The organism is Azonexus fungiphilus (assembly GCF_003634965.1).
In the GTDB taxonomy this organism is placed as follows: domain Bacteria; phylum Pseudomonadota; class Gammaproteobacteria; order Burkholderiales; family Rhodocyclaceae; genus Azonexus; species Azonexus fungiphilus.
Map to the genome: position 1 here is coordinate 230,173 of NZ_RBXP01000016.1, position 14,005 is coordinate 244,177.

14 protein-coding genes are annotated in these 14,005 nt (G+C 65.7%); 7 read left to right on the plus strand and 7 right to left on the minus strand.

Annotation, left to right across the window (positions count from 1 at the left end; translation table 11 throughout):
* Positions 1-40: 40 nt before the first annotated feature.
* From DFR40_RS12110 to DFR40_RS12125, 5 genes are all read right to left on the minus strand, one after another.
* The gene (locus tag DFR40_RS12110) at positions 41-517 is read right to left on the minus strand and encodes a hypothetical protein (RefSeq protein WP_121458758.1); all 477 of its coding nucleotides are present in this window, start codon (positions 515-517) and stop codon (positions 41-43) included.
* An 80-nt stretch (positions 518-597) separates the two neighbouring features.
* On the minus strand, positions 598-891 hold the full coding sequence (locus tag DFR40_RS12115) for a DUF1294 domain-containing protein (RefSeq protein WP_245985677.1): 294 nt from the start codon (positions 889-891) through the stop codon (positions 598-600).
* A gap of 65 nt (positions 892-956) precedes the next feature.
* Positions 957-2,540: a helicase HerA-like domain-containing protein gene (locus DFR40_RS12120; RefSeq protein WP_121458760.1), complete on the minus strand. Its 1,584-nt coding sequence runs from the start codon at positions 2,538-2,540 to the stop codon at positions 957-959.
* Between the two features lie 1,258 nt (positions 2,541-3,798).
* On the minus strand, positions 3,799-4,248 hold the full coding sequence (locus tag DFR40_RS17035) for a hypothetical protein (RefSeq protein ID WP_147431326.1): 450 nt from the start codon (positions 4,246-4,248) through the stop codon (positions 3,799-3,801).
* A gap of 404 nt (positions 4,249-4,652) precedes the next feature.
* Entirely contained in the window at positions 4,653-4,988 is a 336-nt protein-coding gene (locus DFR40_RS12125; protein ID WP_121458761.1) for a hypothetical protein, read from the minus strand.
* Positions 4,989-5,130: 142 nt separating this feature from the next.
* Between DFR40_RS12125 and DFR40_RS12130 the strand changes: the two genes are divergently transcribed.
* From DFR40_RS12130 to ruvB, 7 genes are read left to right on the plus strand one after another with little or no spacing between them, the layout of a single operon-like run.
* Complete coding sequence (locus tag DFR40_RS12130; RefSeq protein ID WP_121458762.1) at positions 5,131-5,856, plus strand: YebC/PmpR family DNA-binding transcriptional regulator; 726 nt, start codon at positions 5,131-5,133, stop codon at positions 5,854-5,856.
* The gene (locus DFR40_RS12135) at positions 5,853-6,377 is read left to right on the plus strand and encodes a 3'-5' exonuclease (RefSeq protein WP_121458763.1); all 525 of its coding nucleotides are present in this window, start codon (positions 5,853-5,855) and stop codon (positions 6,375-6,377) included. The genes DFR40_RS12130 and DFR40_RS12135 overlap by 4 nt, the downstream gene beginning before the upstream one ends.
* 6 nt (positions 6,378-6,383) lie before the next feature.
* On the plus strand, positions 6,384-7,238 hold the full coding sequence (locus DFR40_RS12140) for a DMT family transporter (RefSeq protein ID WP_121458764.1): 855 nt from the start codon (positions 6,384-6,386) through the stop codon (positions 7,236-7,238).
* Entirely contained in the window at positions 7,235-7,768 is a 534-nt protein-coding gene (gene ruvC / locus DFR40_RS12145; protein WP_211329786.1) for a crossover junction endodeoxyribonuclease RuvC, read from the plus strand. Before DFR40_RS12140 ends, ruvC begins: the two co-directional genes overlap by 4 nt.
* A gap of 34 nt (positions 7,769-7,802) precedes the next feature.
* The gene (gene ruvA / locus DFR40_RS12150) at positions 7,803-8,381 is read left to right on the plus strand and encodes a Holliday junction branch migration protein RuvA (RefSeq protein WP_121458765.1); all 579 of its coding nucleotides are present in this window, start codon (positions 7,803-7,805) and stop codon (positions 8,379-8,381) included.
* Entirely contained in the window at positions 8,381-9,436 is a 1,056-nt protein-coding gene (locus DFR40_RS12155; RefSeq protein WP_121458766.1) for an AI-2E family transporter, read from the plus strand. The genes ruvA and DFR40_RS12155 overlap by 1 nt, the downstream gene beginning before the upstream one ends.
* Positions 9,433-10,485 (plus strand): Holliday junction branch migration DNA helicase RuvB, encoded by a 1,053-nt coding sequence (gene ruvB, locus DFR40_RS12160; RefSeq protein WP_121458767.1) that lies wholly within the window; start codon positions 9,433-9,435, stop codon positions 10,483-10,485. Before DFR40_RS12155 ends, ruvB begins: the two co-directional genes overlap by 4 nt.
* Here the strand turns inward: ruvB and DFR40_RS12165 are convergent.
* Both DFR40_RS12165 and DFR40_RS12170 read right to left on the minus strand, forming a co-directional pair.
* Positions 10,482-12,416: a methyl-accepting chemotaxis protein gene (locus tag DFR40_RS12165; RefSeq protein ID WP_121458768.1), complete on the minus strand. Its 1,935-nt coding sequence runs from the start codon at positions 12,414-12,416 to the stop codon at positions 10,482-10,484. The two genes, ruvB and DFR40_RS12165, sit on opposite strands and share 4 nt — an antisense overlap.
* A 71-nt stretch (positions 12,417-12,487) precedes the next feature.
* Positions 12,488-13,954 carry a sensor domain-containing diguanylate cyclase gene (locus tag DFR40_RS12170; protein WP_121458769.1) on the minus strand — a complete coding sequence of 489 codons (1,467 nt, stop codon included), beginning with the start codon at positions 13,952-13,954 and terminating at the stop codon, positions 12,488-12,490.
* Positions 13,955-14,005: the final 51 nt, after the last annotated feature.

Below are 14,005 nucleotides of genomic sequence, written 5' to 3' on the forward strand. Positions count from 1 at the left end.
TTGTATTGCGGTCGACTGCCGGTCGGGGCAAAAAATGGGCTCACGAGGCCGTCGGCCGGATGCAACTGGTCGGGCCGCGGTAGAGCGGCGACAGGATGCCGCGCATCTGTTCGCAGAGGCTGTTGGCTTCGTCGATGCTGAGTCCCCAGAAGATCATCCGGACATCGCGCTCGCCCCGGCTGGCCGGGCGGTAGCTCAAATAAGTGATGTTGCCCGGCCTGTCGTCGAAGAACTTGAGGTAGCGCGGAGCCAGCTCCGCCTTGCATTCGAAGCTGCGGGAGAGGCATTTCGGACAATTGTCGAGCAGGTGCTGGCGGGTGCGCTCGGCACGCATCCGGCAGTCGGCATCGTCGGCGGCCTTGGCGAAGAGCACCGCCTCGATTTCCCGGTTACCTTCGCGGATCTTGACGCGGACCTCGGCGAAGACCGGGTTGGTCAGCTCGACGGCCGGCATGAAGTACTGATAGGCCCAGTAGCCGAGCGAGATCAAGGTGGACAGCAGGAACAGTCGCTTCATCGGAGGGGGGCGCCGGAAAATGACGGCGAATTATAGACCCGCCGGCGATTTCATGACGAATGCCTCATTCGTCCTGCGGCTCAGGCGAGGCCCGTCCACCACAGCCAGCTGCCCAGCGCCGCGCAATTGGCCAGGGCGCTCAGCCAGAAGAGGCGCAGGAAGGCCGGTTTGGCCGATTTGTGGCGGAGCAGCCGTTGCCCGGCCAGGGCGCCGGGCCAGCCGCCGATCAGCGCCAGCAGGTGCAGCCGGCTTTCGGGCGTGCGCCGGCGGCCGGCCTTGGCGGCGGATTTGTCGATGGCGTAGGCGGCGAAGGCGGCAAGGCTGGCGCCGGCATAGAGCGCGGCGACACCGGCCGGCAATCTGACGGTCAACACCAGAAAACCGAGAAAAACCAGGAAGGCCAGCGCCAGCAGCGGCGCCAGCCGGTTGCCTTGGCGGCTCAGCGGCGGCCGCCGAGGATCGAGCCGAGTACGCCGCGCAGGATCTGCTTGCCGATTTCGCGGCCGACGGTGCCGGCGACGCTGCGCGCGGCACTCTTGGCGGCCGCTTCGAGCACGCCTTCGCGGCGTCCGCCGCGCGGGCCGGTGGTGCCGCCGAGAATGTCGCCGAGGCTGTCGAGCAGGCCGCCGCCGTTGCTGGCCGCCGCTTCCGCCTGGGGCGCCGGCTGCGCGCGCGGTGCCGGGCGGGCCGGGGCGCCGGGGGTGGCCGGGGCGGGAATGGCGCCGGGACCGGCGGGTTTGCCGGCGGCCGGCTTGCCGCGCAGGATTTCGTAGGCCGATTCGCGGTCGACCGTCGTCCCGTAAGTGGCCAGCAGCGGCGAGGCGTCGATCGTCGCGCGGCGCTCGTCGGCGGTCAGCGGCCCGAGGCGCGAGGCCGGCGGGAAGATGAAGGCACGGTCGACGATGCTCGGCCGGCCTTTTTCATCGAGGAAGGAAACCAGCGCCTCGCCGACGCCGAGTTCGGTGATCACCTCGGCAGCGTTGAACTTCGGGTTGGCGCGCATCGTCTCGGCGGCCGACTGCACCGCCTTCTGGTCGCGCGGCGTGAACGCGCGCAGCGCGTGCTGGACGCGGTTGCCGAGCTGGCCGAGGATCTTTTCCGGGACGTCGAGCGGGTTCTGGGTGACGAAGAAGACGCCGACGCCCTTCGAGCGGATCAGCCGCACCACCTGCTCGACCTTGTCGGTCAGCGCCGCCGGCGCGCCGTCGAAGAGCAGGTGCGCCTCGTCGAAGAAGAAGACCAGCTTCGGCTGGTCGAGGTCGCCGGCTTCCGGCAACTGCTCGAACAGCTCGGCGAGCAGCCAGAGCAGGAAGGTCGAATAGAGCGCCGGCGAGTGGATCAGCTGGTCGGCGGCAAGCACGTTGATGACGCCGCGGCCGTTGCTGTCGACCTGCATCAGGTCGTTGATGTCGAGCATCGGCTCGCCGAAGAAGACATCGCCGCCCTGTTCTTCCAGCGTCAGCAGGCCGCGCTGGATGGCGCCGATCGACGCCGTCGACACGTTGCCGTACTCGGTCTTGAACTGCGCCGCGTTGTCGCCGACATGCTGGACCATCGCCCGCAGGTCCTTGAGGTCGAGCAGCAGCAAGCCCTGGTCGTCGGCGATCTTGAACACCATCTGCAGCACGCCGGCCTGGGTGTCGTTGAGGTTGAGCAGGCGCGCCAGCAGCAGCGGCCCCATGTCGGAGACCGTGGCCCGCACCGGGATGCCGCCCTTGCCGAAGACATCCCAGAAGGCGACGGTGTTGGCGTAGTTGGCGTAACCCTCGAGGCCGAGTTCCTCGATCCGCTTGAGCAGCTTCGGGCTCGGCGACCCGGCCGCGCCCATCCCCGACAGGTCGCCCTTCACGTCGGCCATGAACACCGGCACGCCGATGTACGACAGTCGCTCGGCCAGCGTCTGCAGGGTCACCGTCTTGCCGGTCCCGGTCGCCCCGGTGATCAGCCCGTGGCGATTGGCCATCTGCGGCAACAAGGCGGGAAAACCGTCGGCGGACTTGGCGAGGTAGAGCGGGTCGGACATGGCGGGAAACTCCGGACAGGAACAGGTGCCGGCATTCTAGCGCCGCCACGGCGGGCTGTTGTTAAGGAGGGTAAAGCGGGAGGGGCGGGTTCGGGATTGAAGCCGGCCGAGGATGTCGATCGGGAAGGGCCGCTGGGGCTGGGGGTGAAAATCGCCGGTTTCTTACGGTCGACCGTGAAAAGGGCATGAAAATGGCGCGGGAAAAGCCGGGGCTATTTGTTTGTCGGAATCTAAGGCGAAAAATGGTTCATCTACAGCTTCAACGTTGAAAATTACCGGACGGTGGCAAGCGTAGCTTGCCGAATGTCGGGTGGATTGTGATGTTCGGCAACATGTCCCCTATTTTTGCCGGCAAATGGGTGGCGAGCCGCCAGCGCAACGGCATTGAATATTGGGTTCGGGATCACAATAGCAATTGCTCGGCTGAAAAACGCAATCCGGTTTTGCCTCACAAGATTCCTTGGTGTCAGTGCGCTGAATGAAGCCCTCCTCGCATCTATTTGAGTTGCTGCGGCACATATATCTGCCCATTTGCGAGTGCGATTGGACGAGTTTGCATTGTGCTGATCCGATGCACTCAACTTCAGATTTGGCTTGGCATGTGTCTTTGGACTCTTCGGCACAAATTGGTGCCAAACAAGACGCTGAAAGCAGCAATAAGCAGATAGTGGCATATCGCAGTCGTTTCATGGTGCTCAACGTCGTAGCTGAGGGGCCGCCCGGCGGCGAAGCCGACGGGGTACCGGCAAGCTATGCTTGCCGGCGGTCCCCTCGAGCGTAGGGTTGGGCATCGAGCGGTGGATGGTGGCGATAGCGCCCCACACGAACGAGACCGCACGGCGGCGAAGTAAACAGGCTAGCCGGGGAACTGAACTGCGCGGAGACAAAGAGAGAAAGCTCATTTGGGTTTGCTCTCTGTCGAAGAGCCCTCTTTGGTAGCAGGAGGCGACGACGGTTCGGATGGTTTGATACAGGGGCTCTTTTCGGTGAAAACGTAGGTGATGGTGCCATCGGCAGCCACGACTCTTTTCATCTCGCCTTTCATCACGCCAGACTCACGATATTGATCGGCGCGGGACTGGGTTTGCGCTGGTGTGACGGTAGAGGGACTTTGCTCCCCGGCCGAGGCCACGAGAGGTAAAGCAGAAAGGGCCAGTAGGTGAGCGCGCATGTCAGTTCGATGCCCAACGTTCAAGGTCAGGGGACTGGCGCGGCTTTATGCGCCAGGTCCCCTGCACCGCAGGGTTGGGGGTGCTCGTCATTCCTTCGACCATTGGCAGTGCGGGCAAACATGACAAACTTCATGAAACTCAGACAGAGAAGAGAGTCTTCCTGATTTAGCGATCCACGCTTTGAGTTCCGCGGCTGTATCTGTCGGACCGCCCAAATCGGCAAAACAGTACTCCCAGCACAGCCCAGCGGAGATGACCTTTTGAACCGCAGGACAGTACCAGCCGCCTTTCTCAGTAGCTCCGAGTGGTGAAGGCGGTTCAGGCTCAGCAAGAGCGACTTCGGCCAACCCCGTTGTGCCGTCTGAAAAGCGACGCGACTCACAACGGACAAGCGCGTCAGGCGGAAACTGCCATTCTTCACCTTCGGTAGAAATTCCGCCCAAGCGGTAGACATTGACGCCACATGCCGATGCGGCGACAGGACGCCAAACAATGGTTCCCTCATTCTTCAGTGGAACGAACACAGTCTCAGGCATGCGCTCGGCACCCCCAACATGAAGTGGACGGCATATGCGCCGCGTATTCTGGATTGCCGCCGTCTATCCTCGCCGGCATGTCAGTCGAAGACGCCTGGCCTGCCTTGCCTTGTGCGGCATTGATCCGCATATTTCCAAGGATGGACGGCGATCGAACATGGCGCGTGGCCGGGATATCTGGCGTGCGCGCCATGTATTCTGGTGGCTTGCCGTATACGCTGGAAAACATGGCGGCTCGAATTCCTCTGGTCATGTCGATGAAGCCCGATGCTGCGTTTACGCGATGTGCTGGGTGATTGGTGTATGCGGCATGGACATGCCTTGTGTTTCCAAAAGCATAAGGACAGATCGCTGTCATGTCGAGTGGGCGCCGGCTTGTCCGTTATGCGACAAGCGGCTGCGTTTCAGTCCGCCTTGCTGTGCGCGGCGCTGAGGACTTCGGCGACGTATTCGCCGCGCGCGGTCGAGTTGTTTTCCTGCTGATTGGCGGCGCACCAGGCGGCGAAGGCGGTCGGGTCGATCTGGCATTCCAGGGCCATCACGCCGGAGCGCTGGAAATTGCGGCGGGCGGCCACAGCCATGGCTTTCCATTGCTCGAAGCTGTCTTCGAAACATTCCGGGTCGGTCGCCGTGGCCTTGATCGCGGCCCAGCTTTCCGGGGTGTACCAGGTGACGCCGATGACCAGTTGCTGGCTGCGCCGTTTGGCTTTCAGGCTTTGGTAGAGGGTGGGTTTTCGCATCGGGCTTGTCGTTTCGCGCGGAAAATCCGGTATCGAAGCAACAAGCAGACCCGCAAGGCGGGTAAATGCACGCCGGCCTGACGGGAAAACGCCGGACGGGTAAAATCGCCCCTTCTTTGTTCTCTGCATTCAGGAAATCAGCATGGCCGGTCATTCGAAGTGGGCAAACATCCAGCACCGCAAGGGTCGTCAGGACGAAAAGCGCGGTGCGGCGTTCTCCAAGATTGCCAAGGAAATCACCGTTGCCGCCAAGATGGGCGGCGGCGACATCGGCTTCAACCCGCGCCTGCGCGTGGCGGTGGACAAGGGCAAGGCGGTGAACATGCCCAAGGACAAGATCGACACCGCGATCAAGAAGGGTACCGGCGAGCTCGAGGGCGTCGATTACGTCGAGGTCCGCTATGAGGGCTACGGCATCGGCGGCGCGGCGATCATGGTCGACTGCCTGACCGACAACAAGACCCGCACCGTGGCCGAAGTCCGCCACGCCTTCAACAAGTTCGGCGGCAACATGGGCACCGACGGTTGCGTTGCCTTCCAGTTCAAGCATTGCGGCCAGCTGATCTTCGCCCCGGGTACCGACGAGGCGGCGCTGATGGATGCCGCCATCGAGGCCGGTGCCGACGACGTCAGCACCAACGACGACGGTTCGATCGAGGTGATCACCGCGCCGACCGAGTTCATCGCCGTCAAGGATGCGCTGGCTGCCGCCGGCTTCACGCCGGAGTTCTCGGAAGTGACGATGAAGCCGGAAGGCGAGAACGTGTTTACCGGCGAGGACGCGGCGAAGATGCAGAAGCTGCTCGACGCGCTCGAAGGCCTGGACGACGTCCAGGAAATCTACACCACGGCGGTCATCGAGGAGTGACCGACAGCCGGCCGCAGGAACTGCCCGCGATCATCGATATCGAGGCCTCCGGCTTCGGTGCGGGCAGCTATCCGATCGAGGTCGGCTATTACCTGCCGGGCGGCGAGATGTACTGCGCGCTGATCCGCCCGGAAACCGACTGGACGCACTGGGATGCCGGCGCCGAGAAGATCCACGGCGTCAGCCGCGAGATCCTGCTGCGCCATGGCCAGCCGGCGGCCGAGGTGGCCCTGCACCTGAACCGCAAGTTCCGTGGCCAGACCGTCTATAGCGATGCCTGGGGCGCCGACTACGCCTGGCTCGCCCGCCTCTACGACGCGGTCGAGCTGGTGCCGAGCTTCCGTCTCAAGGACCTGCGCGAAATTCTCGGCGATTGCGAGATGGCCAGCTGGCACGCCACCCGCGCGGCGGTCGAGCTGCGCCTGCAGCTGCGCCGCCATCGCGCTAGCGGCGATGCGCGCACCCTGTTCGAAACCTTCGCCGAGACGCGCAAGCGCTGCCGGCCCGACTGGAACGCCTGACTGCCGATGCAGCGCGCCTATCCCCTGCTTTTCGTCTTCCTGTGGAGCACCGGCTTCGTCGGCGCCAAGTTCGGCCTGCCTTACGCCGAGCCGCTGTCCTTCCTGCTCACCCGCTACGGGCTGGTGATCGCGCTGATGCTGGCGATCGCCCTGCTGACCCGGGCGCCGTGGCCGAAGACGCCGGCGCAGTGGCTGCACATCGGGGTCTCCGGCGTGCTCGTCCATGCGCTCTACCTCGGCGGTGTCTTCGTCGCCATCGGCAACGGCCTGCCGGCCGGGATCACCGCGCTGGTCGTCGGCATGCAGCCGCTGCTCACCGCCTGCAGTGCCGGCTGGCTGCTCGGCGAGACGGTCAGCGGGCGCCAGTGGGGCGGGCTGGCGCTGGGTTTCTGCGGCGTCGCCCTGGTCGTTTCCGGCAAGATCGGCGAGGCCGCGCTCGGGCCGATGCTGTGGCCGGCCGTCGTCGCGCTGCTGGCGATCACCGCCGGCACGCTCTACCAGAAACGCTACTGCGCCCGCTTCGACCTGCGTACCGGTTCGGTCATCCAGTTCGTGCCGAGCGCCATCGTCACCGGCATTGCCGTCGCGCTGTTCGAGGATTACCGCATCGACTGGAGCGGCGAATTCCTGTTCGCGCTCGGCTGGCTGGTGCTGGTCCTGTCGCTCGGTGCGATCAGCCTGCTCAACCTGCTCATCCGCAACGGCAGCGCGGTCAATGTCGCCAGCCTGTTCTACCTGACGCCGCCGACGACGGCGCTGGTTGCCTGGGCGGTTTTTGGCGAAAAACTGACGTTGACCGCCAGCGTCGGCATGGCCGTTGCCGTTGCCGGCGTCTATCTCGTCGCGAGGCCGGCGAAGTGAGCGGCGTGCGCATCCTCGGCATCGACCCCGGCCTGCGCGTCACCGGCTTCGGCGTCATCGAGAAGCACGGCAACCAGCTGGTCTATGTCGCCAGCGGCTGCATCAAGTCGAACGAAAAGCAGTCGCTGCCCGAACGCATCGGTACCGTCTTCGCCGGCATCGGCGAGGTGATCGCCACTTACCGGCCGGATCAGTCGGCGATCGAGAAGGTGTTCGTGAACGTCAATCCGCAGTCCACGCTGCTGCTCGGCCAGGCGCGCGGCGCGGCGATGTCGGCGCTGGTCCATGGCGGCCTGCCGGTGGCCGAATACACCGCGTTGCAGGTCAAGCAGGCGGTGGTCGGGCACGGCAAGGCGGCCAAGGAGCAGGTCCAGGAGATGGTCGTTCGCCTGCTCGGCCTGCCCGGCGCACCGACCGCCGATGCCGCCGACGCGCTCGCCTGCGCGATTGCCCACGCGCATGGCGGGCAGGGTCTGGGGGCGCTGGCGACGGCGGGGTATCGCGTTCGCGGCGGGCGGCTGATAGGATGAGAACCTGTTTGGACATACAGTATCGGATTGCCCCATGATCGGAAGACTCACCGGCCTCGTCGTCGAAAAGAACCCGCCGCAGATCGTGCTTGACGTCAATGGCGTCGGCTACGAGCTCGACGTGCCGATGAGCACCTTCTACAACCTGCCCTCGGTCGGCGAGAAGGTGACGCTGCTCACCCACTTCGCGGTGCGCGAGGACGGGCATTTCCTCTACGGTTTCCTCGGCGAGGCCGAGCGCTTCGCCTTCCGCCAGTTGCTCAAGGTTTCCGGGATCGGCGCCCGCACCGCGCTGTCGGTGCTCTCCGGACTGTCGGTCAATGACCTGGCGGCGGCCGTGGCGCAGCAGGAACTCGGCCGCCTGGTGAAGATTCCCGGGATCGGCAAGAAGACCGCCGAGCGCCTGCTGCTCGAATTGAAGGGCAAGCTCGCCCAGGTCGGCGGCGTCGCCCTGAATGTCACGGTCGACGACGCCCGCGGCGACATTTCCAACGCACTGCTGGCGCTCGGCTACAACGAGAAGGAAGCCGCCGCCGCGATGAAGCAGTTGCCGGCCGACGTCGGGACTTCCGACGGCATCCGCCAGGCGCTCAAGCTGTTGTCCAAGGGCTGATGCTGACCGACCAGGAACCCAAGCGGCTGGCGCAGATCGCGCTGGTGGTGCTGCTCATCGTCGGCTGCATCGCGGTGCTGCTGCCCTTCGTCGGCGCGCTGCTGTTCGCGCTGGTGATCTGGGTGTGCACCTGGGACATCTACCGCGACCGCGTGCTGCCGCGACTCGGTGGGCGCGACACGCTCGGCGCCTCGCTGATGGTCCTGCTGCTGGTGCTGATCCTGCTGGTGCCGACGATTTTCCTGGCCGGTGCGCTGGCCAGCGGCGCCGACCGGCTGATCGACCTGGTCAGGCCCTACGTCGAACAAGGGCTGCCGGCCGAGCCGCCCGACTGGATCGCCGCGATTCCGCTGTTCGGCCAGCAACTCGTCGATTTCTGGCACGAGGTGGCGAGCAGCCGCGAGGCGCTCAACACGCTGCTCGCCCAGGGCGTCGCGCCGGCCCGGCAGTTCCTGCTGGCGGCTGGCGGCGTCGCCGCCAACGGTTTGCTGCAGCTGGCGCTGGTGCTGTTCGTCGTCTTCTTCCTCTACCGCGACGGCGAAGTCGTTGCCGCGGCGCTCTACGGCGGCGCCCGCAAGCTCGGCGGCGAACTCGGCGAAGGCCTGGTGGACAAGGCGCGCGGTACCGTCCTCGGGGTCATGCTCGGCATCGTCGGCACCGCTGCTGCGCAAAGCTCGGTGGCGATGATCGGCTTCTTCATCGCCGGCGCGCCGGCGCCGGTGCTGCTCGCCTTCGCCACCTTCTTCCTGTCGATGATCCCGGTCGGCCCGCCACTGATCTGGGGCGGCGCCGCGCTCTGGCTCTACGGCCAGGGCGAGCTCGGCTGGGCGATCTTCCTGGCGCTCTACGGCCTGCTCATCATCAGCAGCATCGACAACGTCGTCAAACCCATCCTGATGGCGCGCGGCGCCGGCCTTTCCGTGCTCATCGTCGCCCTCGGCGTGTTCGGCGGCGTGCTGGTCTTCGGCTTCATCGGCATCTTCCTCGGCCCGGTGCTGCTGGCGCTCGGCCACATGCTCCTGACCCGCTGGTTGCGCGAGGCAAATCCATCATGATCGAAACCGACAAGTTCACCACGGTCGACCGCATCATTGCGCCAAATTCCAAATCGGCCCAGGAAGAAGCCCTCGAGCGCGCGCTGCGGCCCAAGCGCCTGGCCGACTACACCGGCCAGCAGAAGATCCGCGAACAGCTGGAAATCTTCATTCAGGCCGCCAAGAACCGCAGCGAATCGCTCGACCACGTGCTGCTCTTCGGTCCGCCCGGCCTGGGCAAGACGACGCTGGCCCACATCGTCGCCGCCGAAATGGGCGTCAACCTGCGCCAGACTTCCGGTCCGGTGCTCGAGCGCGCCGGCGACCTGGCCGCCATCCTGACCAATCTCGAACCGCACGACGTGCTGTTCATCGACGAAATCCACCGCCTCAGCCCGGTCGTCGAGGAAATCCTCTACCCGGCGCTGGAAGATTTCCAGATCGACATCATGATCGGCGAAGGCCCGGCGGCGCGCTCGGTCAAGCTCGACCTGCCGCCGTTCACGCTGGTTGGCGCGACGACCCGCGCCGGCATGCTGACCAACCCGCTGCGCGACCGCTTCGGCATCGTCGCCCGGCTCGAGTTCTACAACGCCGAGGAACTGAAGAGCATCGTCAGCCGCTCGGCGACGCTGCTCAATGCGCCGATCGATCCGGAAGGCGCGCTGGAAATCGCCAGGCGCTCGCGCGGCACGCCGCGCATCGCCAACCGCCTGCTCCGGCGCGTGCGCGACTACGCGGAGGTGAAGGCCGACGGCAAGATCAGCCGCGGCGTCGCTGACAAGGCCCTGCACATGCTCGACGTGGACCCGGCCGGCCTCGACCTGATGGACCGCAAGCTGCTGTCGGCGGTGATCGACAAGTTCGGCGGCGGCCCGGTCGGCGTGGACAACCTGGCGGCAGCCATCGGCGAAGCGCGCGACACCATCGAGGACGTGCTCGAACCCTACCTGATCCAGCAGGGCTACCTGCAGCGCACGCTGCGCGGGCGCATCGCGACGCCGGCGATCTACCGCCACCTCGGCCTGCAGGAACCGGCCGGGGCAGCGGTGCGCGACCTGCTCGACTAGACCCGGAAGCTGCCGACCGATTCCTTGAGGCGGGCGGCCAGCGCCTGCAGGCGGTGCGCGTCGTCGACGACGCTGCGCACCGAGACGGTGTTTTCCTCGTTCATGATCGCCACCTGTTCGACGTTGCGGGCGATCACCTCGCTGGCGGCCGACTGCTCGCGCAGGGCACTGGAGATTTCGCCGACGGCCTCGACCACGGCGCTGGTCGCCGAATGGATGCGGGCCATGCTGGTGCCGGCCTCGACCGCGCGGTCGACGCTGGCGTTGACCCGGCCGGCACCGTCTTCGATGCCGTCGATGACGGCGCCGGTGGTGGACTGGATTTCGGCGATCATGCCGGTGATTTCCTGGGTCGATGCCGCGGTACGCTCGGCCAGCTTGCGCACCTCGTCGGCGACGACCGCGAAGCCGCGGCCCTGTTCGCCGGCGCGGGCAGCCTCGATGGCGGCATTGAGCGCGAGCAGGTTGGTCTGGTCGGCGATCTCCTTGATCACGTTGACAATCGCGGTGATCTGGCGCGAGCCCTCGCCCAGCCGTTCGACCCGCGTCGCCGACTGGTTTACCGACTCGGCGCTGCGCTGCATCTCGCCGACCGCGGCGGCAACCGTCTGGTTGCCGGCTTCGGCCAGGGTGCCGGCGTCGCCGGCCTTGGCATTGACCACCGCCGCGCTGTCGGAGACATGGCGGATGCTGACGGTGATTTCCTCGAGCGTCGCGGCGATCGCCGCGGTCGCGTCGTTCTGCTGGGAAACGCCGCGCGAGACGTTGTCGGCCATCGTCGCCAGGTTCTCCGAGGCGGCATTGAGATCGGCGGCGCCCTGGTGAATGTGGCGGACGATCTCGACCAGGCTGCCCTGCATCCGGCTCATCGCCGCGAGCAGCGTGTCGTCGCCGCCGTAGCGGCGCGGGATCGGCGTGGCCAGGTCGCCGGCGGCAATGCGCCCGGCCGCCGCGGCGGCTTCGGTCGGCTCGCCGCCGAGCGGCAGCAACACCATCCGGCGCAGCATGACGAACATCATCGCGATCAGCACGATGCAGGCGAGGACGCCGACCGAGATGATCGCCAGCATGCGCTGGCGGCTGATCTGCTCGACTTCGGCCGCCGGGTAGGCGGTGACGACCTCGAACTGCCAGGCCGGGAAGGTGCTGCGCTTGACGAACCAGCCGCTGTCGTCGGCGAGGACCTTGGCGATCTGTTCGTCGCTGGCGTGCGCCGAGCGGAAGCGGACCTTGCCGTGGTTGTCGAGGATGGCGAGGAAGCCGCTGTCGAGCAGTCGGGTCTTCTCGACCGCCTGCTGCAGCGCCGCCATGTCGATCTTGTAGCCGACGTACCAGATGCCGATGGTTTTGCCCTGGCTGTCGCGGATCGGCTCGTAGCCGGTCAGGAAGGGATTGCCGAGGATGTCGACGACGCCGTAGAAGGCCTTGCCTTCGCGGATCGCCGCGATCGCCCTGCCCTTCGGGTCGAGTACCGTGCCGATCGCGCGCTGGTCGTCGCGCTTGACGTTGGTCGAGATGCGCACGAAGTCGTCGCCGTCGCGCACGAACAGCGTCGCGGTGCCGCCGACCACCTTGACCACGCCGTCGACCAGGTCATAGACGTTGGCCTGGGGCCGGCCGCCGAGCAGCAGGTTGGCGACTTCGCGGTCCTTGACCTTGACCTTGTCGCCCAGCGTCGCCGGGCCGAGAGCCTGGCCGCGTTCGATCAGCAGGCGCATTGCCGCCTGTGTCTGGGCGCCGACCAGGGTGTCGGTGACGCCGAGGATCTGCTGGGCCGATGCGCTGTGGTCGTTGGCGTCGATCGCCATTTCCTCGCCGATCCGCCGGTTTTCCTGGGCGGCGAAGAAGAGCGCGCCGCCGAGGACGAGGACGACGATGAAGGTCGACACCGGAACGATGAAGCGGGCCTGGAGGCTGTTTCCGAATATCATGATATTCTCACGCGAATTTGTTATTTATAGTATATCCCGGCGTCGGGATCGCGCATGAGATACCGGCTATATCAGTTTGCCGATTCTGCCAGTTTCAGTGCAACGCCGTTGCGCCCGGTCTGCTTGATCGCGTAGAGCGCCTCGTCGGCGCGACCGATAGCCTGTTCCGGTGTTTCGCCGGCGACGTATTCGCTGACGCCGAAGCTCAGCGTCGTCCGGATCGCCGGATCAGTGGCGACCGGCTGGCTCTGCTCGATCGCCTGTCGCAGCTTCTCGGCGATCAGCCGGCCTTCCTCGCCGCTGCAGCCGGGCAGGACCAGCAGGAATTCCTCGCCGCCCCAGCGCACGGCAAAATCGGCCTGGCGCAGCGTTGACCGTAAAAGTCCGGCGACCGCGGCCAGTACTTCGTCGCCGGTGCGGTGGCCGTGACGGTCGTTGATTTCCTTGAAATGATCGATGTCGGCCAGCAGGAAGGTCAGCGGCTGCGGATTGCGCCGGTTCGCGGCGAGCAGCTTGTCGATCAGGATGCCGAAGGCGTGCCGGTTGAGCAGCCCGGTCAGCTTGTCGGTCGAGGCCATCGCTTCGATCCGCGACTGGTAGTGGCCGAGCGTCAGGTAGCAGAGGAAGGTGACCACCAGCGTCACCGCCAGGCTGATCGCCAGGTTGATGTAGAGGGTGCGGCGGACGCCGGCCAGGGCAACGTCCTCGTTCTGCTCGACGAACAGGTACCACTTGAGCTCGGGCAGGTAATTGACGTTGAGGATGTGGTTGTCGCCGTTGTCGACGAACTGGTAGAAGCCGGTACGTTCCTTGAGGATGCGCTCGAGCTGCGCGGCCAGTCCCGGCCGGTTGCGCAGTTCGGGGGCGGCACCGTCGCCGCCGTGGATGACTACCCGGCCGCTGCCGTCGGTGAAGTAGATGGTGCGCTTGAAGCGGGTCTGGTAGTCGCGGATCAGCCGGCGCACCGAATCGACGGTCAGGCCGATGCCGGTGGCGCCGATGTAGTTGTCGGCGAAATCGAAGACGCGGTAGTTGATGAAGATGGTCAGCGCGTCGCGGTTGGCGAGGTCGGGATCGACGTTGATCTCGTAATCGTCGCGCATCGCGCGGACCCGGTAATACCAGTCGTCGCGTGGTTCGTTTTCGGCGACGTGCTTGAGCACGCCGTCGGCGGTGTAGTAGATGCCGCTCTTCTCGGAAACGAAGAAGCTGGCGAAGGCCTTGTGCCTGACCCTGACCTCGGCGAGGTAGCGGGCCATCTCGTCGACTTCGTTCTCGCCGCGCAGCACCCAGTCCCGCAGGAAGGTGTCGTGGGCCATCGTCGACGAGATCAGGACCGGGCGCACGAGGTCCTTCTGGATTTCCGAGTAGATGTTGCTCGAGGTCAGGGGCAGGTCCTGGCCGATGATCGCGCTGCGGATCGCTTCCTTGGAAACGAAGTAGCCGAACAGGGTCGTCGCGAAGAAACCGGCGCTGAGGAGCAGGCCGAGCAGAAGGATCAGGTTGCGCCGATCGATGATCCGGAATGGTCTGGGCATGGCGGAATTATGCGCGAGGCGCCGCGGTCTTTCCACCGGGCCGGTGGGCAA

What these genes read in the sequence shown, in the direction of transcription:
- DFR40_RS12170 (WP_121458769.1), bottom strand. Translation starts at nt 13,954, where the DNA reads ATGCCCAGACCATTCCGGATCATCGATCGGCGCAACCTGATCCTTCTG.
- DFR40_RS12165 (WP_121458768.1), bottom strand. Translation starts at nt 12,416, where the DNA reads ATGATATTCGGAAACAGCCTCCAGGCCCGCTTCATCGTTCCGGTGTCG.
- DFR40_RS12140 (WP_121458764.1), top strand. Translation starts at nt 6,384, where the DNA reads ATGCAGCGCGCCTATCCCCTGCTTTTCGTCTTCCTGTGGAGCACCGGC.
- DFR40_RS12155 (WP_121458766.1), top strand. Translation starts at nt 8,381, where the DNA reads ATGCTGACCGACCAGGAACCCAAGCGGCTGGCGCAGATCGCGCTGGTG.
- DFR40_RS12125 (WP_121458761.1), bottom strand. Translation starts at nt 4,988, where the DNA reads ATGCGAAAACCCACCCTCTACCAAAGCCTGAAAGCCAAACGGCGCAGC.
- DFR40_RS12110 (WP_121458758.1), bottom strand. Translation starts at nt 517, where the DNA reads ATGAAGCGACTGTTCCTGCTGTCCACCTTGATCTCGCTCGGCTACTGG.
- DFR40_RS12130 (WP_121458762.1), top strand. Translation starts at nt 5,131, where the DNA reads ATGGCCGGTCATTCGAAGTGGGCAAACATCCAGCACCGCAAGGGTCGT.
- DFR40_RS12120 (WP_121458760.1), bottom strand. Translation starts at nt 2,540, where the DNA reads ATGTCCGACCCGCTCTACCTCGCCAAGTCCGCCGACGGTTTTCCCGCC.
- ruvA (WP_121458765.1), top strand. Translation starts at nt 7,803, where the DNA reads ATGATCGGAAGACTCACCGGCCTCGTCGTCGAAAAGAACCCGCCGCAG.
- DFR40_RS17035 (WP_147431326.1), bottom strand. Translation starts at nt 4,248, where the DNA reads ATGCCTGAGACTGTGTTCGTTCCACTGAAGAATGAGGGAACCATTGTT.
- ruvB (WP_121458767.1), top strand. Translation starts at nt 9,433, where the DNA reads ATGATCGAAACCGACAAGTTCACCACGGTCGACCGCATCATTGCGCCA.